The organism is Microbacterium sp. SORGH_AS_1204 (assembly GCF_030818935.1).
Taxonomy (GTDB): Bacteria; Actinomycetota; Actinomycetes; order Actinomycetales; family Microbacteriaceae; genus Microbacterium.
Genome location: NZ_JAUTBD010000001.1, coordinates 1,536,682 through 1,561,658, shown reverse-complemented (window position 1 = coordinate 1,561,658; position 24,977 = coordinate 1,536,682). Strand labels below are relative to the sequence as shown.

Sequence of the window (24,977 nt, the reverse complement as noted above, 5' to 3'; positions counted from 1 at the left end):
CCGTTCGGGGCGACTCGACGGGACCGGCGTCGGTCACGCGGTGTACGAAATCAGAGGCCGTCGTGGTGCATCGCCTGCACCAGTCGCACGTTGCGGTCGAAGTTGGTCTCGTTGTACTCGTTCGAGTAGTTCAGCCCGTAGGGCCAGAAGTGGCTGCCGCCGCAGTTGATCCGAGCATCGGGGCCGTCCCATGTGCGCAGCAGGGGAAGGGCGGAGGGCCAGTCCTGCGCGTCGCACTTGCCCTGGAAGTGCCCGGCGGTGCCGACACCGACGGTGTGGGACATCTCGTGAAGGGCCGTGCCCTCCTGCATGAAGCCACGGTTCGAGCCGAAGCGGATGTTGCCGTTGATGCTGGCGTCAGCCGTCTGCACCCAGGGCGCGTACTCCACCGTCAGGTGCCGCCACGTGTTGTTGAACTTGTTGTAGCGAGCGACGGCGCGGTTCATCGCGTCGGTGATGCGGGCGTAGGCATCGGCCTCGTCCTCCGTGGGGTTGGCCGACCGCGAAAGGCTCCAGGTGATCTTCGACACGTTCGGGTCGGTCAGACGCCAGCGCTGCACGCCGGAGTTGTTACAGGTCTGCTGGGCCAGCAGCACGCCGTCGACGGGTGAGGCGTCGCTCGTCACGCAGAGGTTGTTGTACTTGTTGCGGATCTCGGTCCAGCCGCCGCCGACGTCGGTGAGCTGCCACTGCTGCACGTCGGCGCCGTTGCAGGTCCACTGCCGCACCTCGGAACCGGGGGCGGTGGCGAAGTTGAAGTTGTCGAGGCAGAGGTTGCTGTGCTTGTTCTTGATCTCGGCATAGCCGTTGCCCAGGTCGGTGATCGCCCACAGCTGGTTCTGGCCCTCGAGGCACGTCCACTGACGCACCTCCGCGCCGGGCTGGGTGTTGAAGGCGTAGTCGTCCATGCAGAGGGTGTTCTGCTGGTTTCGGATCTCCTGGTTCGTGCCCGTGCCCACCGGCGCGGCTGCCGAGGCGGGAGAGGCAGCGCCGAAGAGGGTGAGGCCGAGGGCGATGGATGCCAGCAGCGCGCCGCACGCGCTCCATCCTCGACCCGTGATGCGGGACGTCGTCGTCCGGGACATGGGGATTACCTTCCGTTGTGCCGGGTCGCCGCGAGGCGATCCGGGGTGGGGGAACGCCGAGCGCCGTGGGCCGCCGGAACCGACCTCGGGCGCGCGACGGCGCGTCGCCAAGCAGGGGGGTACTCGGCCCGCCGGCGCCCTGTTCACAGAGACACCGAGACGCATCATCGCGGGGCGACAACACCGGTGTTATCGCTCACAATCCGCTTGCAGGCGATTCTGCCGTCGTTTTACGGCCCCTGTCAAGCGCTTTCTGTACTCCGTGGCGAAAGCGCCGACCGCCGTCAGTTCCCCCAGGCCTCCGCGACCGTGCGCCGCACGTCGCCGAGCATCTGCGGGAGCGCCTTCGTCTTGGCGATGATCGGGAAGAAATTCGCATCCGACGCCCACCGCGGCACGATGTGCTGGTGCAGGTGAGCGTCGACTCCGGCCCCGGCGATCGCTCCCTGGTTCATGCCGAGGTTGAAGCCATCGCAGCGTGAGACCGCACGGAGCACCCGCATTCCGCGCTGCGTGAGAGCTCCGATCTCGGCCACCTCTTCGTCGGTCGCCTGGTCGTAGGTGGCGATGTGACGGTAGGGGCAGACGAGCAGGTGCCCGGAGTTGTAGGGGAAGAGGTTCAGCAGCACGTAGGCCGTCCGCCCGCGCGCGACGATCAACCCGTCCTCATCGCTCTTGTCGGGCGCCGCGCAGAACGGGCAGTTCTTCTCCATCGGCTCGCGTCCCGCCGAGATGTACGCCATGCGGTGGGGCGTCCACAGGCGCTGGAACTCGTCGGGAACGCCGCCCATCGTCATCGCGTCGACGAGCTCCGCGTCGGGGTTCGCCGATCCGGACCCGCCGACGGCGGACGTCGCACCGGTCACCGGCGACGAGCCCGCGGCCGCGGCATCCGGATCGCTCGTCACGCGAGATCCTCGGCGGTGTTGACGAGCGTGCGCGCCGAGATCGCGCCGGTGATGCGCGCCACCGCCTCGCCGACGGGGATGCCGTTGAGCTGCGTGCCGTCGCGGAAGCGGAACGAGACCGTGCCGTTGGAGCGGTCCTGCTCGCCGGCGATCAGCATGAGCGGCACCTTCTGCGTGGTGTGCGTGCGGATCTTCTTCTGCATGCGGTCGTCGCTGTGATCGGCCTCGGCGCGGACGCCCTTGGTCTTGAGATCGGCGACGATCCCCTGCAGGTAGTCGCCGTATTCGGCGGCGACAGGGACGGCCACGACCTGCACCGGCGCGAGCCACACCGGGAAGGCGCCGGCGTAGTGCTCGAGCAGGATCGCGAAGAAGCGCTCGACCGAGCCGAAGAGGGCGCGGTGGATCATGACGGGGCGGTGCTTCTCGCCGTCGGGGCCGGTGTATTCGAGCTCGAAGCGCTCGGGCTGGTTGAAGTCGAGCTGGATGGTCGACATCTGCCACGTGCGGCCGATCGCGTCGCGCGCCTGCACCGAGATCTTCGGGCCGTAGAACGCCGCTCCACCCGGGTCGGGCACGAGCTCGAGACCGGAGGCCTCGGCGACCTCGCGCAGCGTCTCGGTCGCCTCGGTCCAGAGGGCGTCGTCGCCGATGAATTTCGGGTTGCCGTCTTCTTTGGTCGACAGCTCGAGGTAGAAGTCGTTCAGGCCGTAGTCGCGCAGCGTCTGCAGCACGAAGTCGAGGCTGTGGGTCAGCTCCCCCTTCACCTGGTCGGCGGTGACGTAGATGTGGGTGTCGTCCTGCGTCATCCCGCGCACACGGGTGAGGCCCGAGAGGGTGCCGCTCTTCTCGTAACGGTAGACCGACCCGAACTCGCTGAGGCGCAGCGGCAGCTCGCGGTAGCTGCGCCCGCGCGAGCGGAAGATCAGGTTGTGGAACGGGCAGTTCATGGGCTTCAGGTAGTACTCCTGGCCCTCACGCGACACGTGCCCGTCGGCATCCACGACCTCGTCGAGCACCATCGGGGGGTACATGCCGTCGGCGTACCACTGCAGGTGACCGCTGGTCATGAACAGGTCGCCCTTGGTGATGTGGGGGGTGTTCACGACCTCGTAGCCGCTGGCGAGCAGGCGCTCGCGCATGTACCGCTCGATCTCGTAGCGGATGATGCCGCCCTTGGGGTGGAACACCGAGAGTCCGGGGCCGATCTCGTCGGGGAACGAGAACAGGTCGAGTTCTTTGCCGAGCTTGCGGTGGTCGCGCTTGGCGGCCTCTTCCAAACGATGCTGGTACGCGCGCAGCTCGTCTTTGGTGGGCCACGCGGTGCCGTAGATGCGCTGGAGCTGCGGGTTCTTCTCGCTGCCGCGCCAGTAGGCGCCGGCAATGCGGGTGAGGTCCCAGCCGTTGCCGATGAGACGCGTGCCGGGCACGTGGGGTCCGCGGCAGAGGTCCTTCCACGCGGTCTCGCCGTCGCGGGTGACGTTGTCGTAGATCGTCAGCTCGCCGGCGCCGACCTCGACCGACGCGCCCTCGGCGGCCTCGGCCGAACCGCCCTTGAGGCCGATCAGCTCGAGCTTGAACGGCTCGTCGGAGAGCTCGGCGCGGGCCTCGTCGTCGGTGACGACGCGACGCACGAACCGCTGGTTCTCGCGGACGATGCGCTCCATCTCCTTCTTGATGACCTTGAGGTCGTCAGGGGTGAAGGGCTCGTCGACCTGGAAGTCGTAGTAGAAGCCGTCGGTGACGGGCGGGCCGATGCCGAGGTTCGCCTGGGGCTTGACACGCTGCACGGCCTGCGCGAGCACGTGCGCCGTCGAGTGCCGCAGGATCGAAAGGCCGTCGGCGCTGTCGATCGTGACCGGTTCGACGACGTCGTCGGCGGTCACGGTCGTGGCCAGGTCTTTCAGCTCTCCGTTCACGCGCAGCGCGACGACCGAACGGTCGGGGAAGAGGGCGAAGCCATCGGCGGGGAAATCAGTCACAGCACATCTCCTGAAGGGGTCGATTCCAGGCTACCGGGCGGGCATGGTCTCGTTCGCACGGCACGTGCCCCATAGTGGAGCGGTGACTCTGGCCATCATCGGCGGCGTGCTCTGGATCCTCGGGATCGTCGCGCTGCTCACCGGCACCCTCCCCGCGAACGAGGCCGTCGCGGTCGCCGATCGCGTGTGGCCAATCCTGCTGTTCGTCGTCGCCGTCACGGTCGTGGCCGAGCTGGCATCCAAGGCGGGACTCTTCGACGTCGTCGCCGCACGCCTGGCCCGCATCGCGCGGGGCCGCACGGTGTGGCTCTGGGTGCTCGTGGTGGCCTTGGCGACGGTGGCGACGGCGTTCCTCTCCCTCGACACCACCGCGGTATTGCTGACTCCGGTGGTCGTCTCCATGGCGGTCGCGCGCAAGCTCGACCCATTGCCCTTCGCGTTCGTCACCGTCGTGCTGGCCAACACCGCCTCCCTCGTGCTTCCGGTGTCGAATCTCACCAACCTGCTGGCATCCGAGGCCCTGGGCGGCGGGCACGACCCGATCGCATTCCTCGCCCTGCTCGGCCCCTCGGCGCTCATCGCGATCGCGGTCTCGGTCGTCGTGCTGACGGTGGCGTTCCTCCCGAAGCTGCCGAAGACGTATCCGGATGCCGCCTCTCCCACCGTCTCGGATCGGGTCCTGCTCCGTGTGTCCGGCGTCGTGACGCTGGCGTTGCTCCCGCTGCTCGTGGTCGGGCTCGAACCGTGGATGCCGGCACTCGGCGCCGCGATCGTGCTCGTGGCCGTGTTCGCGTGGCGCGCGCCGCGGGCGCTCGGCATCCGGCTCGTGCCCTGGTCGCTGCTGGTGTTCGCGGGCGGGTTGTTCCTCGCGGTCGGAGCGCTCGAGTCGCTGGGCATCGGGCAGGTCACCGCGGTGCTGGCCGGCACGGGTGAGGACCTTCCCTCGCTCTGGCAGCTCGCGGGCGTCGGCGCCCTCGCGGCCAACGGCATCAACAATCTGCCCGCGTACCTTGCGCTCGAGTCGGTCGCGGGCTCCCCCGCGCGCCTGGCCGCTTTGCTCGTCGGGGTCAATGCGGGGCCCATCGTCACGCCGTGGGCGTCGCTGGCGACACTGCTGTGGCACGACCGTCTCGTCGCCGCCGGCGTCGAGGTGAAATGGAGCCGCTTCATCGTGCTGGGCGCCGTGATCGCGCCGCTCATCCTGCTGCTGGGCGTGCTGCCGCTCGGCCGGTGACGCGGGCGGTGAGGCGGCGGTCGCAGCCCGCTTCAGTCCTCGTAGGTGCGCGCCCAGGCCTTGCGCGGTTCGATGAACCAGACGGCGAGGCCCTCGCGCATTCCGTAGGGGGCGCCGGTGTAGAGCGCCGAGATGCGGTCGACGTAGGGCAACGCGTCGTCGCCGTCGATCCGCTCGACCGCGTCGCCGCGCACGAAGGCCATCGCGTAGGGATTGTCGGCGCCGGTGACCGAGATCGCCACGCGGGGGTCGCGCCGCAGATTGCGGTCTTTCAACGTATCGACCTCGGTGAAGATCACGAGCCGGTCCCCCTCGACGCCCACCCACAGGGGCACCGAGTGCGGCGACCCGTCACGCATGAGGGTCGCCAGGTGGGCCACGGCATCCGTCTCGAAGAAGGGCTTGGCCAGCGTCCAGTCGCTCATGCTCGTGTCAACCGCAACGGACTCCGCGAATTCCCGCTTACGCCGGCGCCTGCTCGTTCGGCACCTCGCGGAACACCATCTCGTCACGCCGCGACCCCTCGCGGGGAGCGAATTCGTCGGGTTCGGGGACGACGTACAACCCTCGGCCCGAGTTGGCGTTGTACGTCAGTGCGTGAAGCCACGCGGCACTCATCTGCGGCGATCGGCTGCCGTGGTACTTGAAGACGAGCGACACGTTGGGGTGGATGTAGACCGTCGTGCGTCCTCCGCCCGTGCTGAGGTCGTCTTTCCACGTGAAGGGGAAGCTTTCACCACGCCGCACCTTCGCCATGATCACAGCCTGGAGATGGGCGAGGAGGCGGTCTTCGAAGTCGACCTTCACATCTCCGTCGTAGATGAACTTGCCCATGACGCCTCCATCGGGCCGCCACCGTGTGCGCATCTCCAGGCGAGAATTCGAACGCGGAACTCGGGGGCGTTGACCGCTGTCTTGTCTGTACTGTCTCGCGGACGGACGAGCGCGGCAAACCCCCTTGCTGGGGTGTCGCTTCGTGGATAGCCCGCTTCGTTCGGCGGTGTTTCGCTACGGGGCGCGCGAGATACGGACGATGACGCGGTCGCCGGGTCTGCGCTGAAGCCGTCGCACGAAGGCTTCGACTCCCAGGATGGCCCGATACTGCAGCCCGTACTTGCGGCGCAGCGCGGTGTCGGCGCGCGCATCGTCGGTGGCGGGGCCGGCGATGCGGCCGGTGGCCTCGACGGTGATGGCATCCGGCTCGACAGCACCCATGCGGCTGCACGGTCGGAGCGTGACGCGGCCATCGTTGCGGAGGCGTTTGACCTTGCCCGTCGCCCGCTCGCTGGTGACGACGAGCTCGTCACCGTCGCGCGCGATCCACACCGGTACGGCGACGAGGGCGCCGTTGCGTCGGTACGTGCCGAGGGAGACGAACGGGGATGCCGCGATCTCACGCCACAGGGTGTCGGGAACAGTCATGTCCGTCAGGCTACTGCGCCGTCGACGGGCGGCACCGGCAGGGCGAGCCGCATCTGGACGACGGCACCGCCTGAGGGTCAAGGGCGCCGCAAGGAACACGCAAGAGCATGGCAAGGATCGGTCGGAGAGCGATTTCGGGGCTCCCCCGTCCTCTACGTTCGTGGTGTCCCCGCCGCACGGTCAGACCCCACACCCGTTCCAGCAGCGGCGGGGACGATTCCCCCTCGAGTCGAGCGCTTGCCGCGAGCTCCTCACCGCACGGCCTGCTCCGCCGCCGACGACCGCTCGGTGAGGATGCGGAGTCGTCTGGCCCGCGTCGAGCCGAGTCGTGGTCGCGGACTCGTCGAAGCTGTGCGCAGCTCTGCGCAAGCTCAACATCGTCTGAAGAGCGCACGAAGATGTACGGATTCATGTCCCCCATTTGGCGGACATGGGATACCTTTTAAGTGTCCCCGCCGCCAGGCACTCCGCAGCCCCCCTTACTGGCGGCGGGGGCGACCACTCTCCCGCCGGCTCCGGCCGCGGCGATCGTGTGACGCGCCGCCGGTTCACCTGCCGCCGCCTTCGCACGCGGCGAGTCGAACAGGAACGAGGGCCGCCGCGCGCACCCCGCGACGGGGACGGGCGGACGTCGACGCCTGCTCGCCGAGCGCCCGCGTCAGCGCGACAACCCCGCACGCGCCGAGTCGAGCGTGGCGGCTCCCCGCTCTCGACGAGGCGGCGGTCGACGCCGCACGGCAGGCGCCGGCGCCTTGGTGTTCGACACCGCACGGCAGGCGCCGGCGTCTTGGTGTTCGCCGCCTGCATCTGCAGGGACTCGGTCGCGGGCGGGGCGCCGCGCCGGTCCGGTCACGTCGGCCGCGGGAAAACCAAAAACCCCCGGCAAGCCGGGGGTTTCATTCGGTGCGCGATACTGGGATCGAACCAGTGACCTCTTCCGTGTCAGGGAAGCGCGCTACCGCTGCGCCAATCGCGCCTATACAGGCTGTTCTATTGTGAGGTGAGGTGGCGACGGGATTCGAACCCGTGTAAACGGCTTTGCAGGCCGGTGCCTAGCCGCTCGGCCACGCCACCGTGTGTGGTTCGACCCACGTGTCGTGATGCTCCATCGGTTTCCCTGACGGAGATCCCTCCACTCGAGCGGATGACGAGACTCGAACTCGCGACCCCAACCTTGGCAAGGTTGTGCGCTACCAACTGCGCTACATCCGCATTTCGTTCCCGGGGCTTGCCCCGAGCACTCGTAAGACATTACCCGATCTGAGCGGTCACGCAAAACCACGCGCGGCCCGGGTGTGTCTTGCCTTCATGGTCAGAACCACCTCTCGGCATCCGGTACGATCGATGAGTCCCGTTCGGGATGCGGGCGATTGGCGCAGTTGGTAGCGCGCTTCCTTCACACGGAAGAGGTCATCAGTTCGAGTCTGGTATCGCCCACCGAAACGAAGCCCCCGGTTCGCCGGGGGCTTCGTCGTTCCACCGCCGCACGCGGCCGTACCGCGGCCGCCGCGCCGGCTCTCGGCGCGTCCCCCTGGGATGCTGGCATCCGCTCCGCCCCTCACCTGCCCGTGACGCGCTGCACGCGGGCGGGTGACGCCCCCTCAGCCCCTCACCCACCCGTACCGCGCCGCCAATGCCGCGGCCACCGCGTCGAAGCGCGTGCGGTCGAGTGCCGCGGCCTCACGGCGCATACCCGCGTCGTGCACCAGGTAGAGCTGATCGACGTCGACCCACGAGGGGCGGCCCTGCGGGTCCCACTCCCCCGCACCGAGCGGAAGATACTGCCGATCGCCGTCGTGCGGCTTGCTGGTCAGGCGCACGGCGTACGAGCGGCTGGCATCCGCCCGCCCGATCACGAGCACGGGGCGGTCCTTGCCGCGGCCGTCGCGCTCTTCGTACGGCACCCACGTCCAGACGATCTCGCCGCCGTCGGGCGCGCTGTCGCGCTCGGGGGCGTACGTCAGCGTCAGACGCCGCGGAGGGTCGATCTCGACGGTCGCCAGGCCGGTCGGCACCGCATCGGATGCGTTATCGGGCGCGGCGTTCGGGCGAGGACGCTCGCGGCGAGCCGAGGCGGACGCACCCCGGAACGTCGGCCGTCCCGCCGGCGCAGAGGCTCGCCGCCCCGCGTTCGCCGACGTCTTCTCAGGTGAGCCGTGAGCTTTCGGCCGCGGCCCCGACAACGAGGAGCGTGCGAGGTCGATGAGCGCTGACACGATGCGAGAAGCAGTTCCCATGCCTTCACCATAGGGACGCGGTGCATCTTCTGCGGTATCGACCGACGCCTCGGCGCCGGCGAGGCTCATGGTCCGCGTGCTCCGCGGACACGGCTGTCATCGTACCGACGAGCGGTTGACCATAATCGGGCCGTGAGCGACTCGATGGACCGGGTGAGTCTCGTAGCGTGGTGTCATTTCCCGCGGGGTCGTCGTCGTCGTAGACGAATGACGGGCCACCGTGGGATACCCAGTTGTTTCCGGCAAGAAGCAAAGAAGTGAATCCCACGATGACCCACAACCAGTCTGCCTTGACGACCCTCATCGGCGAAGTCCTCGCCGACCCTGACCTCGCCCACTCGGACGTGTTCCGTCGGATGCTGCAAGCCGGCCTGCAGGACCTGATCAACGCGGAAGCGACCGTGAAGATCGGTGCAGCCCCGCACGAGCGCACCCCGGAACGTACCACCCGCCGCAACGGCACACGCCCCAAGACGCTCGCCACGCCCGCCGGGGAGGTCGACCTGGCGATTCCGAAGCTGCGGGAAGGGTCGTTCTTCCCGTCGCTGCTGTCCCCGCGGCGCCGGGTCGATAAGGCGCTCTACGCGGTGATCTGCCAAGCCTGGATCGACGGAGTGTCCACACGGAAGGTCGACCAGCTCGTCCGCGCCCTCGGCAACGACACCGGGATTTCGAGGTCGACGGTGTCGCGGATCTGCTCCGAGATCGACGAGGCCGTGCATGAGTTCCTGCACCGCCGGATCGATCACACCTGGTTCCCGTACCTGTTCCTCGACGCCACCTACCTCGACGTCCGGGTCCGCGGCCGGGTCGTCTCGCAAGCCCTCGTCGTCGCGACCGGTGTCAGCGGCGAGGGCCGCCGGGAGATCCTCGGCATGGCGCTCGGAGACGCGGAGACCACGGACTTCTGAACCGAGTTCCTCCGCGGCCTGCGAGACCGCGGCCTGAAGGTCGCCACCGCCACCGACTCGCTCGGCGTCACCCTGGTCACCTCCGATGCCCATGCCGGGCTGAAGGCTGCGGTCAAGGCGATCCTGCCCGGGAGCGGGTGGCAAAGATGCCGGGTCCATTTCGCCCGTAACGTCACTCAGAAGATTGGCTCGGCGCGCTCCAAGCCCGTCAACGCGCTGATCTCGACGATCTTCGCGCAGACCACGACGGAGGCCGTGCTCGCCCAGTACCAGGCCGTCATCGACAGCCTCCGCAGCTCCTTCCCGGACATCGCAGCGATGCTCGAAGCCGCCGAACCCGACCTCACCGCGTTCGCGCCGCTCCCACGGGAGCACTGGCAGAAGGTGTGGTCGAACAACCCGATCGAGCGCCTCAACCGCGAGATCAAACGCCGCGCCGACGTGGTGCAGATCTTCCCCGACCGCGACTCCGTCACCCGCCTGATCGGCGCCGTCCTGCAAGAGCAGCACGAGGAATGGTCCTATGGCGAACGACGCTACTTCTCCGACATCTCCATGCGGAAACTGGTCCACACCCTCCACGAGACCGTCGAACCCGCACGCCCCGAGCTCTACCTCACCGCCTGACCATCACCCACCATCAGGAAACAACGGAATAACACCACGCCACGGGACTTGACCGATGGACCGGAAGAACGCCTCGGAACCCCTGCTCGGTATCGGCGACTTCTCGCGATACGCCGGCCTCAGCGTGCGGATGCTGCGACACTACGACCAGCGTGGCCTCCTGCCGCCGGCCGAGGTGGACCGCTCGTCGGGCTACCGCCGCTACTCACCGGACCAGTTGCGCGTCGCGGGTCGCATCCGTGACCTCCGCGACGCCGGATGCGGCATCACGCTGATCGCGGAACTGCTGCCGCTCTTCGCAGATCCCGAAACGCTGCGGGCACGGTTAGACGCCCATGTCGCGTCGCTCGATCGAACGGTTGCAGATCTGGCCGTGCAACGACGACTCGCGCTCGCGCTGGCGGATTCCGTCCTGGCGGCCCCGCGACGTGTGGGCGAGCGGACCGTCCCGGGTGCGCGTGTGCTCCTTCTGCGGCGCACCGTCTCGTCGTACCCGGCGGAACATGAACTCTGGGCAGACTTCAGCGACTTCCTGAACACGCCTGGCGCAGTGGATGCCGACCGCCTCGGCGCGACGGTCGGCTCGACCTACTACGACGAGGAGTACCGCGACGACGACGTCGAGATGGCTGTATGGCGCGAGTACGACGGCCCCCTCGGTCGTGGAAACGGGTTCTCCGTTGCAGACCTTCCCCCGCAGCGCGTGGCGTGGACCACGCACCGGGGTCCCTACGAGGGCATCGAGTCCGCGCTCGAAGAGGTGGGTCGATGGATTGCTCACCGCGGACTGCGCCGCGTCGGGCCCCCGTTCAACCTGTATGTGGTCGGTCCCGGACGACAGCTCGACCCGTCGAAGTGGATGACCGAGGTGAACATCCCCATCGGTTGACGTCGTGCACTTGACCCTCTCACGGTGGGAGGCTTCACGCTCGTCTTCGCCAGGGCTGCGCATCCGGCGCAGCCGCAGAGAGACAGGACGAAGGCGACATGAGTGAGTCGACGAGCGTGAACCCCGCGAACTACGTCGAGATCGGCACCCCCGACCCCGAGGCGGCCCGGCGATTCTATGGATCGGTGTTCGGGTGGGAGTTCGGTGCGGCCGACGGCGACTACGCGCCCGTGAACGGCAACGCCGGCGGGTTGTGGAACACCGCAGACATCGGCGCCGAGGCATGGGCGGTGTTCTACATCGAGGTGACCGACATCCGGGCGATCGTCGACGCGGCGGTGCAGGCGGGAGCGGAGGTCGTACGACCCATCATCGACACCGGCGTCATCCGCTTCGCTCATCTTTCCGACCCGAGCGGCAGCCGCTTCGGGGTCTGGCAGCGCGTGGAGACCATGCCGTCCGATGCGTGAGCGGGCGACACACTGAACGGGGCGCCACCGATTCCTCGGTGACGCCCCGTTCGGGGTAAAGCGGGTCAGCCGCGGGTGTCGGAGAGCACGTAGCCCTCTTCACCGTGCACGACGGTGTCGATGCCGGCGATCTCGTCCTCGTTCTTGACGCGGAAGCCGATCGTCTTCTCGACCGCGAAGCCGATGACGAAGGCGAGCACGAACGAGTAGATCAGCACCGCGAAGGCGGCGATGGCCTGCACGAGCAGCTGGTTGATCGAGCCGCTCTCGATGAGGCCCGTGCCCCGGGCGAAGATACCGAGGTAGAGGGTGCCGATGAGACCGCCGACGAGGTGGATGCCGACGACGTCGAGCGAGTCGTCGAAGCCGAGCTTGAACTTCAGCTCGATCGCCAGGGCGCAGACGGCACCGGCGATGAGGCCGAGCACGATCGCCCAGATGGGGTCGAGTGAAGCGCAGGCCGGGGTGATGGCGACGAGACCCGCGACGGCACCCGAGGCGGCGCCGACCGAGGTGGGCTTGCCGTCCTTGATCTTCTCGACGATCAGCCACGCGAGCAGGGCAGCGGCGGGAGCGGCGATCGTGTTGACGAAGGCGAGGGCGGCGGTGTTGTCGGCGGCGAGCTCGGAGCCGGCGTTGAAGCCGAACCAGCCGAACCACAGCAGGCCCGCACCCAGCAGGACGAACGGCGGGTTGTGAGGAACGTGCGCGCCCTTCTGGAAGCCGACGCGCTTGCCGAGCACCAGGGCCAGAGCGAGGGCGGCGGCACCGGCGTTGATGTGCACCGCGGTACCACCGGCGAAGTCGATCGCGCCGACGCCGAAGACGTCCTGCAGACCGTGGGTGATCCAGCCGCCGTACGCGAAGGATCCGTCCTCGGCGAGGCCGAAGTTGAACACCCAGCTGGCGACGGGGAAGTAGACGACCGTCGCCCAGATGGCCGCGAAGACCATCCACGCGCCGAACTTGGCGCGGTCGGCGATGGCACCCGAGACCAGGGCGACAGTGATGATGGCGAAGGTGGCCTGGAACGCGACGAACGCGAGCGGCGGGTAGGCCGCACCCTCGGGCGCTTCGAGCACGCCGGCGAGGCTGAAGTTGGTGAAGTCGATCGCCCACGGCACCTGGGTGGTGCCCTCAGCGGTGGTGGGGAAGGCGATGGAGTAGCCGTAGAGCACCCACAGCACGCCCATCAGGCCCATGGCGCCGAAGCTCATCATCATCATGCTGATGACGCTCTTGGCCTTGACCAGACCGCCGTAGAAGAACGCGAGTCCTGGCGTCATGAGCAGCACGAGGGCGGCTGCTATCAGGATGAATGCGGTGTTGCCTTGATCCATCTCGGAGGGAACCTCTCTGCAGGGACGCAGGTAAAGCGTCGGGTCCCTTCAGTGTTCCGACCCCCGGTTACCGCCGCCGTTCGCCTCGTGTTTCGTGCACGTTACAGCGACCTCACGGAGGTAAACAGTGCGTTTCGCGAAACTGGATGCCGCTGATGAACGGGTCAAGAATGCGTGAGCGCGACCATGCGCGACACGGCGCGCAGGTATTTCTTGCGATACCCGCCGGCGAGCATCTCGTCGCTGAACACGCTGCTCAACGGAGCGCCGGTGGCGCGGATGGGGATCTGCGCGTCGTAGGCCCGGTCGACGAAGGCGACCAGACGCAGCGCCGCCGACTGGTCGTGCAGCACCTGCACGTCGCGCAGGCCGATCGTGGTGACGCCGTCGATGAGGCGGATGAAGCGCGAGGGGTGCACGCGCGCGAGATGGCCCACGAGGTCGGAGAAGGCGTCATCGGATGCCACTCCCCCGGCGGAGGCGGCATCCACCGCCTGGCGGTACTCGTCGTCGGCGAGCACGCGGGCCGCGCCGTCGATCGCGCGCTGGCGGTAGTCGGTGCCGTCGATGCGGATCGTACGGAAGCTGTCGGCCATCGACTGGATCTCGCGCAGGAAGTCCTGCGCCGCGAAGCGCCCTTCGCCGAGCGCGTTGGGAGGGGTGTTCGAGGTAGCCGCGAGTCGGGTCCCGGATGCCACGAGCTCGCCGAGCAGACGCGTCATGACCATCGTGTCGCCCGGGTCGTCGAGCTCGAACTCGTCGATGCACAGCAGGTCAGAGCCGCGGAACAACTCCACCGCCTTGGCGTAGCCGAGCACGCCGACGAGGGCGGTGTATTCGATGAACGAGCCGAAGTACTTCCGACGGGCGGGCATGGCGTGGTAGATCGACGCCAAGAGGTGGGTCTTGCCGACGCCGAATCCGCCGTCGAGATAGACGCCGGGTTTGACCGGCGCCGCCTTCTCCGCCCTGCGGAAGAACCCGCCCTTCTTCGCCGGGGCGGCCTGCGTGCCCGCGAACGCCTGCAGCAGCTCCTTCGCCTCCTGTTGCGAGGGGTAGGCGGCATCCGCCCGGTACGACTCGAAGGTCGCCCCGTCGAACTGCGGCGGGGGCACGAGGGCGCTGACCATCTCGGCGCCCGTGACCGCAGGCTCGCGCTCGGTGAGGTGGATGAGCCCGGTCGTGGCGGGAGTCGAAGTCATGGTCGTCCTGTGTCCGAGTCTTACAAGAGGGTGCCTGCCCCGACGCGGCGGATCTAGGGTCGAAGGTGCGGTGTCCAGCCTATGCCGCCGCATCCACAGCCCCGACCGAGGAGTTCCCGTGACCGTCGAGTTCGACACCACCTCGTCCAAGTTCGCCGCGTACGCCGAGCCCGGGCGGCTCGTCACCGGGGAGTGGCTGCAGGAACGTCTCGGCCAGCCGGGTCTCGTCGTGGTCGAGTCCGACGAAGACGTGCTCCTCTACGAGACGGGGCACATCCCGGGCGCCGTCAAAGTGGACTGGCACACGGAGCTGAACGACCCCGTCGTGCGCGACTACGTCGACGGCGCGGGCTTCGCGAAGCTGCTGAGCCGCAAGGGCATCTCCCGCGACGACACCGTCGTCATCTACGGCGACAAGAACAACTGGTGGGCCGCGTACGCGCTGTGGGTGTTCTCGCTCTTCGGCCACGAAGACGTGCGCCTGCTCGACGGCGGCCGCGATAAGTGGACCGCCGAGGGGCGGCCGCTCACCACCGACAAGACCGACGTGACACCGACCGACTACCCCGTCGTCGAGCGCGACGACTCGCTCCTGCGCGCATACAAAGACGACGTGCTCGCCCACCTCGGCAACCCGCTCATCGACGTGCGCTCCCCCGAGGAGTACTCGGGTGAGCGCACCACCGCCCCCGCCTACCCCGAAGAGGGGGCGCTGCGGGCCGGTCACATCCCGAGCGCGCAGAGCGTCCCGTGGGGCAAGGCCGTCGCCGAGGACGGTGGTTTCAAGTCGCGCGAAGAACTGGATGCCATCTATCGCGATGGCGCGGGCCTCGCCGACGGCGACAAGATCGTCGCGTACTGCCGCATCGGCGAGCGCTCGAGCCACACGTGGTTCGTGCTCAAGCACCTGCTGGGCTTCGACGACGTGCGCAATTACGACGGCTCCTGGACCGAGTGGGGCAGCGCGGTGCGCGTGCCGATCGTCTCGGGTTCCGAGCCCGGCGAGGTTCCCGGGCGCTGAGCCCGCTCCGCCTGGCCCCCCGCCGAGGTCGCACGCTCGGCTCGAGGTCACGCGATCCGCGCCGCCGAAGACGTGTCCTGTCGGACCGATCGTGTGATCTCGTCCGCCGGGCGGCGGCATCCCGAGCCTGACGGCCGCGGGCGTGGGAGGATGACGGTGATGTCCGACTACGCCCTCCCCGCCACCCTCGCCGCGATCCGCGACGAGTTCCTCGAGCTCGACGAGCCCGACCGGCTGCAGCTGCTGCTGGAGTTCTCCCAGGAACTGCCCGAGGTGCCGGCGGAGTACGCCGACCATCCCGAGATGCGCGAACGCGTCGTCGAGTGCCAGTCGCCCGTGTACATCATCGTCACCGTCGATGCCGACGACACCGTGGCGATGCACGCGACCGCGCCGGCGGAGGCGCCGACGACGCGCGGGTTCGCCAGCATCCTCGCGCAGGGGCTGACCGGTCTGAGCGCCGATGAGGTGCTCGCCGTTCCCGACGATTTCCCGCAGAGCATCGGCCTCACCCGCGCGGTGAGTCCGCTGCGCATCGCGGGCATGACCGGGATGCTGATGCGCGCGAAGCGCCAGGTGAGCGCGAAGCGCGCCGCCTGAGCCTCGGCATCCTCACGCCCGACGGGGCGCGCGTTCGCCTCGTCGGGTTTGGGGCGGACTTGGCGCCTTGGGGCGCGAAACGACCGCCCCGACCGGCCGATCCCGCCCCGAACCACAGACATCTGGGCGCGCGGCGCCGAACCGGATGGGCTGAAGCCGCACCGACGTGGCATCCGGGATCAGCCGCGCGTCAGCCCCCGGGCGCGTACCCAGTCGGTGATGGCGGTGACCCAGCGCGTCTCGTCGTAGTTCCAGAGCTTGGTGTGGCGGGCCACCTGGAACGTCTCCATCGTGACGAGGTCGGGCCGTGCGGCGGCGAGGGCGTGGGATGCGTCGGAGGGCACGAACCCGTCGTCGTCGCTGTGCAGCACGAGGATCGGATGCCGCAGCTCGCGCGCGCGGGCGACGCCGTCGAGCCGGTCGAGCGGGATCGGCTCGCCGCTGCGCAGCACCGTCGCTCCCCAGTTCGAGGCGATCGCGCTCTGTGCGACGGCGATGACGGGCGCGGGCAGCCGCATGAGGCGTCCATGGAAACGCAGCACGGTGCGCCAGTCGACGACCGGGGATTCGAGGACGAGACCCGCGATGACATCGGCGTGCGGGGATTCGAATGCCGCCTGCAGGGCGAGGGCTCCGCCCATCGACCACCCCATGAGGATGATGCGCCGAGCGCCGTGACGGCGCGCGTAGCCGATCGCGGCATCCACGTCGCGCCATTCGGTGGCGCCGAGCGCGTACGTGCCCGAGGGGCTCCTGGGGGCCTCGCCGTCGTTGCGGTACGACACGACGAGGCTCGTGATCCCCAGGTCGTGGAAGACGGGCACCGCCCGCAGCGCCTCGGCCTTCGTCGTGCCCCGGCCGTGCACCTGGATGGCCCAGACGTCGGTGTCAGCGGCGGCGGGGAACTCCCACGCCGGGCACGGGCCGACCCCGGTTTCGATCTCGACCGTGCGGAACGGGCGGTGCAGATCGTCGGGCCGGTCGTAGTACCACCCGCTGAACGCCGCTTCGGGAGCCAGGTCGCCGTCGGCGGCGACGTGCGTCAGCAGCTTGCGGGTCACGGTGTCGTCGTCGCCACCCACGATGGACCCCAGGCGCAGGTAGTCGACCGAGCCGACCGTGAAGAGGCCGTACCGGCCCGGCAGCGCCGTATCGGGTGTGCGCGCCAGGGTGATGGTCTGGGCGGCGGCGTCGAGACCGACGATGCGGGTGTCGGGCACACGTCCGGCGGGGCGCACGACGGTCCGGGCCACGCGCAGCGACACCGCGGTCAGGGCGGCGGACGACGCGGCGAGCGCGACGGTGAGCACCGAGAGGGCGAGCGGGATGCCGGTGGCGCGGCGCTGCGTTGCGCGCAGACCTGCGGCGCGCCTGGGACCGTTCATCGAGGCCTCACTCTAGTCTGTGGCCGTGAGTGACCAGCGCCCGGCGGAGGCCGCCAGCCCCTTCGCGCGGACCGCCGACGAGATGCGCGCGACGAGCTTCCGAGAAGACCTCGTGGTCCGTGAGATCCCCTCCCCGGCGGGTCTCGCACCGTTCTCGCTGGCGTTGGCCGGAGACGTGCGCCCCGAGGAGCACGCGACGGATTCGCCCTTCGGCACGGGGCGCTTCATCCTGCTGCACGATCCCGAGGAGCCCGAGCCCTGGGGTGGCGCGTGGCGCGTCGTCTGTTTCGCGCAGGCCCCCCTCGAGCCGGAGATCGGCGTCGACCCCCTGCTGGCCGAGGTGGCGTGGTCGTGGCTCATCGACGCTCTGGACTCGCGAGGCGCGAAGCGGCACTCCGAGTCGGGCACCGCCACCAAGACCCTCTCCACCGGCTTCGGCGCGCTGGCCGCGCAGGGCGAGGGGTCGCAGATCGAACTTCGCGCGTCGTGGTCGCCGCGCGGTCCCTTCCGCCCGCACCTGGAGGCGTGGGCGGAGCTCGTGTGCATGCTCGCCGGCCTCCCCCCGGGGTCGGAGGGCGTCGCTGTTCTCGGAGCCCGGAGGCCCCCGCGTGGTTGAGTACATCGTCATCGAGGATGCCGAGGGCTTCCTCGCCGCCTGTGAGACCCTCGCCGCGGGGAGCGGCCCGGTCGCGGTCGACGTCGAGCGGGCGTCGGGCTTCCGCTACTCGCAGCGCGCGTATCTGATCCAGGTGTTCCGCCGTGGGGCCGGCGTCTTCCTGTTCGACCCGTCGACCATCGACGACTTCGCCCCGCTGCAGGCGGCGATCGGCGACACCGAGTGGGTGTTCCACGCGGCCAGCCAAGACCTGCCGTCGCTGCGCGAGCGGGGGCTCGAGCCGCCGTCGATCTTCGACACCGAGCTGGGCTCGCGCCTGCTCGGTCATGAGCGTGTGGGCCTCGGCGCCGTCGTCGAGCACACCCTGGGGATCACCCTCGCCAAAGCGCACTCGGCCGCCGACTGGTCGACACGGCCGCTGCCGGCATCCTGGCTCGAGTACGCCGCCCTCGACGTGGAGCATCTCATCGACGTGCGCGACGTGCTCGCCGCGGAGCTCGACGAGCAGCACAAGACGCAGTTCGCCCGGGAGGAGTTCCAGGCCGTCCTCGACCGCCTGCCCAAGCCCGCCCGCGACGACCCGTGGCGCCGCCTGAGCGGACTGCACGCGGTGCGCGGGCGTCGCGCGCTGGCCGTCGCCCGCTCCCTCTGGCAGGCCCGCGAGGACTTCGCGCGCGAGCAGGACGTCGCTCCCGGACGCCTCGTGCCCGACCGCGCCCTGGTCGCGGCGGTGCTGGCGGATCCTGCGAGCAAGCAGGCGCTGGCCGGGGTCAAGGAGTTCAACGGGCGCGCGAGCCGCACGCAGCTCGACCGGTGGTGGAACGCGATCGTGGCCGGCCGTGAGTCGACGGAGCTTCCCCCCGATCGCGTGCCGAGCGACACCCTGCCGCCCCCGCGGGCCTGGGCCGATCGCAACCCCGAGGCCGATCGCCGGCTCAAGGCGGCCCGCCCCGCCGTCGAGGCGCGGGCGGAGGAGCTCCGGATGCCGACCGAGAACCTGCTGACGCCCGAGACGCTGCGTCGCGTGGCGTGGGCGCCCCCGGCGGAGATCTCGGCGGAGTCGGTGGGTGCCGCCCTCTCCGAGCTCGGCGCGCGCCCCTGGCAGGTTGACCAGACTGCACAGGTGATCGCGGATAGCTTTGTAGCTTCCGTCAACACCGTCGATGAGGCGCCCGGCGCGGATTCGTAGGTTCGGACAACCGATTCTTCGGCGCGAAACCGCCCTTCCTAGGCTGGGTCCAACCCCAACATAGGAGGCAGAGTGGCCGAGATGACGGACGTCTTCTTCGTCGACGGAATGCGCACACCCTTCGGGCGCGCCGGCGAAAAGGGCATGTATTGGAACACCCGCGCCGATGACCTGGTGGTCAAGGCGATCATCGGGTTGATGGAGCGCAACGGCGACGTGCCGAAGGACCGGATCGACGACGTGGCGATCGCCGCGACCTCGCAGACCGGTGACCAGGGGCTGACCCTCGGACGCACGGCGGCGATCCTCGCGGGACTGCCCCTGACCGTTCCCGGCCTGGCGATCGAGCGGATGTGCGCGGGCGCGATGACGAGCGTCACCACCATGGGTGCCTCGATCGGCGTCGGCATGTACGACCTCGCCCTCGCCGGCGGCGTCGAGCACATGGGTCGTCACCCCATCGGCGGCAACGTCGACCCCAACCCCCGCTTCGTCGCCGAGAAGCTCGTCGACCCGGGTGCCCTGAACATGGGCGTGACGGCGGAGCGCATCCACGACCGTTTCCCGCACCTCACGAAGGAGCGCGCCGACCGCTTCGGCGTCGCCAGCCAGCACAAGGTGCAGGCGGCGTACGAGGCGGGCAAGATCCAGCCCGACCTCGTGCCGGTCGCTGTGAAGAACGCCGACGGCGCCTGGGGCCTCGCCACCGAGGACGAGGGACGCCGCCCCGAGACGACCCTCGAAGGCCTCGCCACGCTCAAGACGCCGTTCCGTCCGCACGGCCGCGTCACCGCGGGGACCTCGTCGCCTCTTACTGACGGCGCGACGATCAGCCTGCTCGCCGGCGCCGGCGCCGTGAAGGAGTTCGGCCTCGCGCCCAAGATGCGCATGGTGTCGTTCGCCTTCGCCGGCGTCGAGCCCGAGATCATGGGCATCGGCCCGATCCCGTCGACCGAGAAGGCCCTGAAGAAGGCCGGTCTCACGATCGACGACATCGGCCTGTTCGAGCTCAACGAGGCCTTCGCCATCCAGGTGATCTCGCTGCTCGATCACTTCGGTATCGCCGACGACGATCCGCGCGTGAACCCCTGGGGCGGCGCGATCGCCCTGGGCCACCCGCTCGCGGCATCCGGTGTGCGCCTGATGATCCAGCTCGCCGCGCAGTTCGCCGAGCGACCCGACGTGCGCTACGGCCTGACCGCGATGTGCGTGGGCCTCGGCCAGGGCGGCTCGGTGATCTGGGAGAACCCGTTCTTCGACGGAAAGAAGAAGCGCAAGTGACCGACTACTCGACGATCGACTTCTCGCCCCTCGACGCCCTCACCGGCGACGAGGTGGTGACCCACTCCCCCGTCCGCGACGTGCGCCTGCCATCGGGCAACGTGCTCGCGCTGATCACGCTCGACAACGGCCGCGACCACACCCGCCCGAACACCCTCGGGCCCGCGACCCTCGCCGAGCTCGGCGAGACCCTCGCGACGCTGAAGAAGCGGGCGGACGCGGGTGAGATCCACGCGGTGGCGATCACGGGCAAGCAGTACATCCTCGCCGCCGGCGCCGACCTCTCCGACGTGGCGAAGCTCCCGTCGAAAGAGGTCGCGCGGCTCATCGCGCAGCGCGGGCATCAGGTCATCGGCTCGCTGTCCGACCTGGGTGTGCCCTCGTTCGCGTTCGTGAACGGCCTCGCCCTCGGCGGCGGTCTCGAGATCGCGCTGAACTCGACCTACCGCACTGTCGACTCTTCGGCAGCGGCGATCGCGCTGCCCGAGGTATTCCTCGGAATCATCCCCGGCTGGGGAGGCGCCTACCTGCTGCCGAACCTCATCGGCATCGAGAACGCGCTCGAGGTCGTGATCTCGAACCCGCTCAAGCAGAACCGCATGCTCAAGCCGCAGCAGGCCTTCGACCTCGGGATCATGGATGCCATCTTCCCGGCGGCCTCTTACCTCGAGGACTCGCTGCGGTGGGCCGACGGCGTGCTGACCGGCCGCGTGCGCGTCGAGCGCAAGAACGAGCCGGGCAAGCTCGAGCGCCTGACGAAGTGGCCCATCGCGATCAAGATGGCCCGTGGCATGCTCGAGTCGAAGATCGGCACCGTCCCCCGCTCTCCCTACGTCGCCCTCGACCTCCTCGACAAGGCCAAGAACGGCACGAAGGCCGAGGGGTTCGCCCGCGAAGACGAAGCGCTCGCCGATCTCATCACGGGCGACCAGTTCGCGGCATCCATGTATGCGTTCGACCTCGTGCAGAAGCGCGCGAAGCGTCCGGTCGGAGCACCCGACAAGACGCTGGCGAAGAAGGTCACGAAAGTCGGCATCATCGGTGCCGGACTCATGGCCTCGCAGTTCGCGCTGCTGTTCGTGCGGAAGCTGCGGGTGCCCGTCATCATCACCGACCTCGATCAGGGTCGCGTCGACAAGGGCGTGGCATCCATTCACGAGGAGATCGGCAAGCTCGAGGCGAAGGGCCGCCTGGACGGCGACACCGCCAATCAGCTGCGGGCCCTCGTGCACGGGACGACCGACCGCACCGAGTTCGCGGACTGCGACTTCGTCATCGAGGCGGTGTTCGAAGAGGTCGGGGTCAAGCAGGAAGTGTTCTCCGCGATCGAGAGAATCGTCGCGGAGGATGCGATCCTCGCCACGAACACGTCGTCGCTTTCGGTCGCCGAAATCGGCTCCGTGCTGCAGCACCCCGAGCGCCTCGTCGGCTTCCACTTCTTCAACCCCGTCGCGGTCATGCCGCTCATCGAGGTCGTCAAGACGGATGCCACGAGCGACGCGGCTCTGTCCACCGCCTTCGTGGTCGCGAAGGGCCTGGGCAAGAACGCGGTGCTCACCGCCGATGCCCCGGGCTTCGTCGTGAACCGCCTCCTGGCGAAGGTCATGGGCGAGGCAGCGCGAGCTGTGTACGAGGGCACCCCCATCGCGACGGTGGAGAAGGCGTTCGCGCCCCTCGGCCTGCCGATGGGACCGTTCCAGCTCATCGACCTCGTGGGCTGGAAGGTCGCCGCCCATGTGCAGGACACCATGGCGCACGCCTTCCCCGACCGGTTCTTCGCATCCGAGAACTTCCACGAGCTCGCGGCGCTGCCCGAGGTCGTCGAGAAAGACAAGGGCGGCCGCGTGACCGGGTGGACAAAAGCCGCGCAGAAGGTGCTCGTCACCGGCAAGACCCCGGTGGCGCCCGAGACGATCCTGGCTCGCGTGCAGGACGGTCTGGCGCAAGAGATCAAGATCATGCTCGACGAGGGCGTGGTCCCCGAGGTGCAGGACATCGACCTGTGCCTCATCCTCGGCGCCGGCTGGCCCTTCATCGACGGCGGAGCGTCGCCCTACCTCGACCGCGAGGGGGCGTCGGAGCGCGCCTTCGGCGACACGTTCCACCACCCGCCCATCCGCGGCATCGGCGACTGATCCGGCTCGCTACGCGGCGCCGCTCCTCCGGGGGCGGCGCCGCCGTCGTTCGTGCCGGCCCTCGTCATGGGAACAGGCCGGTGCGCCGACAACATGGCGATAGCAGCTGGTTCGGCCTGTTCTCGTGGCATCCCCTGTTCTGGTCGCTAGGCGGCGGAGACGCGCGGGAAGTTCGACCGGTCATGAGAGCAGGCCGGTGCACCGAGAAGAGAGCGATGCCAGCTTGTCCGGCCTGTTCTCGTGGCATCCCCTGTTCTGGTGACGCGCGGGCGCGAAGAACGGGCCGGGATGTCGGCATCCCGGCCCGTTCGTCAGCGGCTCAGGGGCGCGACTTCTCCCATTCGTCCATCGTGGGGATCGAGCCGGTCGGCGTCTGCCGCGCGACGGGGATGCGGGTGCCGAGCACCTGGGCGACGACGTCGTGGGCGATCTTGGATGCCGTCAGGCCGGCGTCTTCGAGGATCTGCTCACGCGTGGCGTGGTCGATGAACTCGTCGGGGATGCCGAGCTCGTCGACGGCCGTGTCGACGCCGGCCTCGCGCAGCACCTGGCGCACCCGCGTGCCGACGCCGCCGACGCGGATGCCGTCTTCGATGGTGATGACGAGGCGGTGCTCGCGGGCGAGGTCGACGATCGACGGCTGCACCGGAATCGCCCAGCGCGGGTCGATCACCGTCGCCCCGATGCCCTGCGCGCGGAGCCGCTCGGCGACCTCCATCGCGAGGTGCACCATCGGGCCGATGCCGATCAGCAGCACGTCTTCTCCGCCGCCGCGGGCGAGCACATCGACGCCGTCGGGCAGGCGTTCGATCGCCTCGAGGTCGGCGGGCACCTTGCCCTTCGGGTAGCGGACCACCGTGGGCGCGTCTTCGACGGCGGTGGCCTCGCGGAACTCCTCGCGCAGGCGCGCGGCGTCGCGGGGGGCGGCGATGCGGATGCCGGGAACCAACTGCAGCATCGCGAGATCCCAGATGCCGTGATGACTCGGGCCGTCGGGGCCGGTGACGCCGGCGCGATCGAGCACGAAGGTGACGCCGGCCTTGTGCAGCGCGACATCCATCATCACCTGGTCGAACGCGCGGTTCATGAACGTCGCGTAGATGGCGACGACGGGGTGCAGGCCACCGAAGGCGAGACCGGCGGCGGATGCCACGGCGTGCTGCTCGGCGATGCCGACGTCGTACACGCGCTCGGGGAAGCGTTCGGCGAACTGCTGCAGACCCGTGGGACGCAGCATCGCCGCGGTCATCGCGATCACGTCGTGGCGCTCGGCGCCGACCGTCACGAGTTCTTCGGCGAAGACGTCGGTCCACTGCAGTCCGCCGCCCGCACCGAGTGCCTCGCCGGTGATCGGGTCGATCTTGCCAACGGCGTGGAACTGGTCGGCCTCGTCGCTCATGGCCGGGGCATAACCGCTGCCTTTGTCGGTGATCGCGTGCACGATGACCGGCGCACCGTACGATTTCGCCAGCTCGAGGGTCTCGATGAGCGACTCGAAGTCGTGGCCGTCGATGGGGCCGAGGTACTTGATGTCGAGGTTGCTGTAGAGCGCTTCGTTGTTGGTGAAGCGCGAGAGGAAGCCGTGCGTTCCTCCGCGCACACCCCGATAGACCGCGCGCGCGGCGGGCCCGAGACGACGGAAAAGCGTGTCGGAGCCGCGGTGCAGCGTGCGGTACGCGTCGTTGGTGCGCACCCGGTTGAGGTAGCGCGCCATGCCGCCGATCGTCGGGGCGTAGGAACGGCCGTTGTCGTTGACGACGATGACGAGGTTGCGGTCGTTGTCGTCGCTGATGTTGTTGAGCGCCTCCCACGTCATGCCGCCCGTCAGGGCGCCGTCACCCACGACGGCGACGACGTGACGGTCGCGGCGCCCGGTGCGGTGGAACGCGCGGGACACACCGTCGGCCCAGCTCAGCGAACTCGAGGCGTGCGACGACTCGACGACGTCGTGCTCGCTCTCAGAGCGCTGCGGGTAGCCGGCGAGACCGCCGCGAGAGCGGAGCTCGGAGAAGTCCTGCCGGCCCGTGAGGATCTTGTGCACGTACGACTGGTGGCCGGTGTCGAAGATGATGGGGTCTGACGGCGAGTCGAACACCTTGTGCAGGGCGATCGTCAGCTCGACGACACCGAGGTTGGGCCCGAGGTGTCCGCCGGTGCGGGCGACGTTCTCGACGAGGAACGAACGCACCTCGGTGGCCAGCTGACGCAGCTGGTCGGGGGTGAGCGCGTCGAGATTGCGGGGTCCGTGAATGCCGGGCAGCAGAGCCATACGACTCCTCTCGTGCGGTGCGCGCAGAGGCCTGCGCATCTGTCGATTCTAGTCTCGGGGGCTGACAGCGGCCCGGCAACGGCTTGCGGGGCGGTCTCGCAGCGGTGCGCGCTGGCATCCGATCGCCCACGCGAGAAACGCCCGCTGCGCCGACGAAACCGCACAGCACCGGCC

General features: G+C 69.1%; 20 protein-coding genes, 4 tRNA genes and 1 pseudogene. 11 read left to right on the top strand and 14 right to left on the bottom strand.

Annotated features, from left to right (window positions below):
- Positions 1-50: 50 nt before the first annotated feature.
- The 3 genes from QE410_RS07120 to thrS form a co-directional block, all read right to left on the bottom strand.
- Positions 51-1,085: an RICIN domain-containing protein gene (locus QE410_RS07120; RefSeq protein ID WP_307329803.1), complete on the bottom strand. Its 1,035-nt coding sequence runs from the start codon at positions 1,083-1,085 to the stop codon at positions 51-53.
- 284 nt (positions 1,086-1,369) lie between these two features.
- Positions 1,370-1,882: an HIT domain-containing protein gene (locus tag QE410_RS07115; protein ID WP_307334392.1), complete on the bottom strand. Its 513-nt coding sequence runs from the start codon at positions 1,880-1,882 to the stop codon at positions 1,370-1,372.
- A 107-nt stretch (positions 1,883-1,989) separates the two neighbouring features.
- On the bottom strand, positions 1,990-3,975 hold the full coding sequence (gene thrS, locus QE410_RS07110; RefSeq protein ID WP_307329801.1) for a threonine--tRNA ligase: 1,986 nt from the start codon (positions 3,973-3,975) through the stop codon (positions 1,990-1,992).
- Positions 3,976-4,057: 82 nt separating this feature from the next.
- On the opposite strand from thrS, the gene QE410_RS07105 reads away from it, so the two are divergent.
- Positions 4,058-5,209 carry an SLC13 family permease gene (locus QE410_RS07105; protein WP_307329800.1) on the top strand — a complete coding sequence of 384 codons (1,152 nt, stop codon included), beginning with the start codon at positions 4,058-4,060 and terminating at the stop codon, positions 5,207-5,209.
- Positions 5,210-5,241: 32 nt separating this feature from the next.
- Here the strand turns inward: QE410_RS07105 and QE410_RS07100 are convergent, their stop codons facing one another.
- From QE410_RS07100 to QE410_RS07075, 6 genes are all read right to left on the bottom strand, one after another.
- A complete protein-coding gene (locus QE410_RS07100; protein WP_307329797.1) occupies positions 5,242-5,634 on the bottom strand; it encodes a TIGR03618 family F420-dependent PPOX class oxidoreductase in 393 nt (130 codons plus the stop codon).
- A gap of 37 nt (positions 5,635-5,671) precedes the next feature.
- The gene (locus QE410_RS07095; RefSeq protein ID WP_307329794.1) at positions 5,672-6,043 is read right to left on the bottom strand and encodes an ATP-dependent DNA ligase; all 372 of its coding nucleotides are present in this window, start codon (positions 6,041-6,043) and stop codon (positions 5,672-5,674) included.
- A gap of 174 nt (positions 6,044-6,217) precedes the next feature.
- Complete coding sequence (locus QE410_RS07090) at positions 6,218-6,631, bottom strand: PPOX class F420-dependent oxidoreductase (protein WP_307329790.1); 414 nt, start codon at positions 6,629-6,631, stop codon at positions 6,218-6,220.
- A 904-nt stretch (positions 6,632-7,535) separates the two neighbouring features.
- Positions 7,536-7,607, bottom strand: a tRNA-Val gene (locus QE410_RS07085).
- A gap of 27 nt (positions 7,608-7,634) precedes the next feature.
- Positions 7,635-7,705, bottom strand: a tRNA-Cys gene (locus QE410_RS07080).
- Positions 7,706-7,770: 65 nt separating this feature from the next.
- A tRNA-Gly gene (locus QE410_RS07075) sits at positions 7,771-7,843 on the bottom strand.
- Positions 7,844-7,995: 152 nt separating this feature from the next.
- Here QE410_RS07075 and QE410_RS07070 point away from each other — a divergent pair.
- Positions 7,996-8,068, top strand: a tRNA-Val gene (locus QE410_RS07070).
- Positions 8,069-8,232: 164 nt separating this feature from the next.
- On the opposite strand, the gene QE410_RS07065 is transcribed toward QE410_RS07070, so the two are convergent.
- Positions 8,233-8,646: a type II toxin-antitoxin system PemK/MazF family toxin gene (locus tag QE410_RS07065; protein ID WP_307329786.1), complete on the bottom strand. Its 414-nt coding sequence runs from the start codon at positions 8,644-8,646 to the stop codon at positions 8,233-8,235.
- Positions 8,647-9,137: 491 nt separating this feature from the next.
- Here QE410_RS07065 and QE410_RS07060 point away from each other — a divergent pair.
- The 3 genes and pseudogenes from QE410_RS07060 (at position 9,138) to QE410_RS07050 (ending at position 11,765) form a co-directional block, all read left to right on the top strand.
- Positions 9,138-10,406: pseudogene (locus QE410_RS07060) on the top strand (IS256 family transposase).
- A 55-nt stretch (positions 10,407-10,461) separates the two neighbouring features.
- Positions 10,462-11,295, top strand: coding sequence for a MerR family transcriptional regulator (locus QE410_RS07055; RefSeq protein ID WP_307329784.1), 834 nt, complete (start codon positions 10,462-10,464; stop codon positions 11,293-11,295).
- Positions 11,296-11,393: 98 nt separating this feature from the next.
- Entirely contained in the window at positions 11,394-11,765 is a 372-nt protein-coding gene (locus QE410_RS07050) for a VOC family protein (RefSeq protein WP_307329781.1), read from the top strand.
- Between the two features lie 65 nt (positions 11,766-11,830).
- On the opposite strand, the gene QE410_RS07045 is transcribed toward QE410_RS07050, so the two are convergent.
- Complete coding sequence (locus tag QE410_RS07045) at positions 11,831-13,105, bottom strand: ammonium transporter (RefSeq protein ID WP_307329780.1); 1,275 nt, start codon at positions 13,103-13,105, stop codon at positions 11,831-11,833.
- Positions 13,106-13,269: 164 nt separating this feature from the next.
- Positions 13,270-14,307 (bottom strand): cell division protein ZapE, encoded by a 1,038-nt coding sequence (zapE, locus tag QE410_RS07040; protein WP_307329777.1) that lies wholly within the window; start codon positions 14,305-14,307, stop codon positions 13,270-13,272.
- 118 nt (positions 14,308-14,425) lie between these two features.
- Here zapE and QE410_RS07035 point away from each other — a divergent pair, with 118 nt between their 5' ends.
- The gene (locus QE410_RS07035; protein ID WP_307329773.1) at positions 14,426-15,328 is read left to right on the top strand and encodes a sulfurtransferase; all 903 of its coding nucleotides are present in this window, start codon (positions 14,426-14,428) and stop codon (positions 15,326-15,328) included.
- Between the two features lie 159 nt (positions 15,329-15,487).
- Positions 15,488-15,928 carry a SufE family protein gene (locus tag QE410_RS07030; RefSeq protein ID WP_307329769.1) on the top strand — a complete coding sequence of 147 codons (441 nt, stop codon included), beginning with the start codon at positions 15,488-15,490 and terminating at the stop codon, positions 15,926-15,928.
- A 179-nt stretch (positions 15,929-16,107) separates the two neighbouring features.
- Here QE410_RS07030 and QE410_RS07025 read toward each other — a convergent pair whose 3' ends face one another.
- A complete protein-coding gene (locus tag QE410_RS07025; protein WP_307329766.1) occupies positions 16,108-17,313 on the bottom strand; it encodes a S9 family peptidase in 1,206 nt (401 codons plus the stop codon).
- 82 nt (positions 17,314-17,395) lie between these two features.
- On the opposite strand from QE410_RS07025, the gene QE410_RS07020 reads away from it, so the two are divergent.
- From QE410_RS07020 to QE410_RS07005, 4 genes are all read left to right on the top strand, one after another.
- On the top strand, positions 17,396-17,929 hold the full coding sequence (locus QE410_RS07020; protein WP_373459368.1) for a DUF3000 domain-containing protein: 534 nt from the start codon (positions 17,396-17,398) through the stop codon (positions 17,927-17,929).
- Positions 17,922-19,118 carry an HRDC domain-containing protein gene (locus QE410_RS07015; protein WP_307329761.1) on the top strand — a complete coding sequence of 399 codons (1,197 nt, stop codon included), beginning with the start codon at positions 17,922-17,924 and terminating at the stop codon, positions 19,116-19,118. The genes QE410_RS07020 and QE410_RS07015 overlap by 8 nt, the downstream gene beginning before the upstream one ends.
- 72 nt (positions 19,119-19,190) lie before the next feature.
- A complete protein-coding gene (locus QE410_RS07010) occupies positions 19,191-20,399 on the top strand; it encodes a thiolase family protein (protein ID WP_307329758.1) in 1,209 nt (402 codons plus the stop codon).
- Entirely contained in the window at positions 20,396-22,534 is a 2,139-nt protein-coding gene (locus QE410_RS07005; RefSeq protein ID WP_307329756.1) for a 3-hydroxyacyl-CoA dehydrogenase NAD-binding domain-containing protein, read from the top strand. Before QE410_RS07010 ends, QE410_RS07005 begins: the two co-directional genes overlap by 4 nt.
- 319 nt (positions 22,535-22,853) lie before the next feature.
- Here QE410_RS07005 and dxs read toward each other — a convergent pair whose 3' ends face one another.
- Positions 22,854-24,803, bottom strand: coding sequence for a 1-deoxy-D-xylulose-5-phosphate synthase (dxs, locus tag QE410_RS07000; RefSeq protein ID WP_307329753.1), 1,950 nt, complete (start codon positions 24,801-24,803; stop codon positions 22,854-22,856).
- Positions 24,804-24,977 lie beyond the last annotated feature (174 nt).

Coding starts and splice junctions, on each gene's coding strand:
- QE410_RS07120 (WP_307329803.1), bottom strand. CDS start 1,085: ATGTCCCGGACGACGACGTCCCGCATCACGGGTCGAGGATGGAGCGCG.
- QE410_RS07115 (WP_307334392.1), bottom strand. CDS start 1,882: ATGACGATGGGCGGCGTTCCCGACGAGTTCCAGCGCCTGTGGACGCCC.
- QE410_RS07100 (WP_307329797.1), bottom strand. CDS start 5,634: ATGAGCGACTGGACGCTGGCCAAGCCCTTCTTCGAGACGGATGCCGTG.
- QE410_RS07095 (WP_307329794.1), bottom strand. CDS start 6,043: ATGGGCAAGTTCATCTACGACGGAGATGTGAAGGTCGACTTCGAAGAC.
- QE410_RS07090 (WP_307329790.1), bottom strand. CDS start 6,631: ATGACTGTTCCCGACACCCTGTGGCGTGAGATCGCGGCATCCCCGTTC.
- QE410_RS07055 (WP_307329784.1), top strand. CDS start 10,462: ATGGACCGGAAGAACGCCTCGGAACCCCTGCTCGGTATCGGCGACTTC.
- QE410_RS07050 (WP_307329781.1), top strand. CDS start 11,394: ATGAGTGAGTCGACGAGCGTGAACCCCGCGAACTACGTCGAGATCGGC.
- QE410_RS07045 (WP_307329780.1), bottom strand. CDS start 13,105: ATGGATCAAGGCAACACCGCATTCATCCTGATAGCAGCCGCCCTCGTG.
- zapE (WP_307329777.1), bottom strand. CDS start 14,307: ATGACTTCGACTCCCGCCACGACCGGGCTCATCCACCTCACCGAGCGC.
- QE410_RS07030 (WP_307329769.1), top strand. CDS start 15,488: ATGTCCGACTACGCCCTCCCCGCCACCCTCGCCGCGATCCGCGACGAG.
- QE410_RS07025 (WP_307329766.1), bottom strand. CDS start 17,313: ATGAACGGTCCCAGGCGCGCCGCAGGTCTGCGCGCAACGCAGCGCCGC.
- QE410_RS07020 (WP_373459368.1), top strand. CDS start 17,396: ATGCGCGCGACGAGCTTCCGAGAAGACCTCGTGGTCCGTGAGATCCCC.
- dxs (WP_307329753.1), bottom strand. CDS start 24,803: ATGGCTCTGCTGCCCGGCATTCACGGACCCCGCAATCTCGACGCGCTC.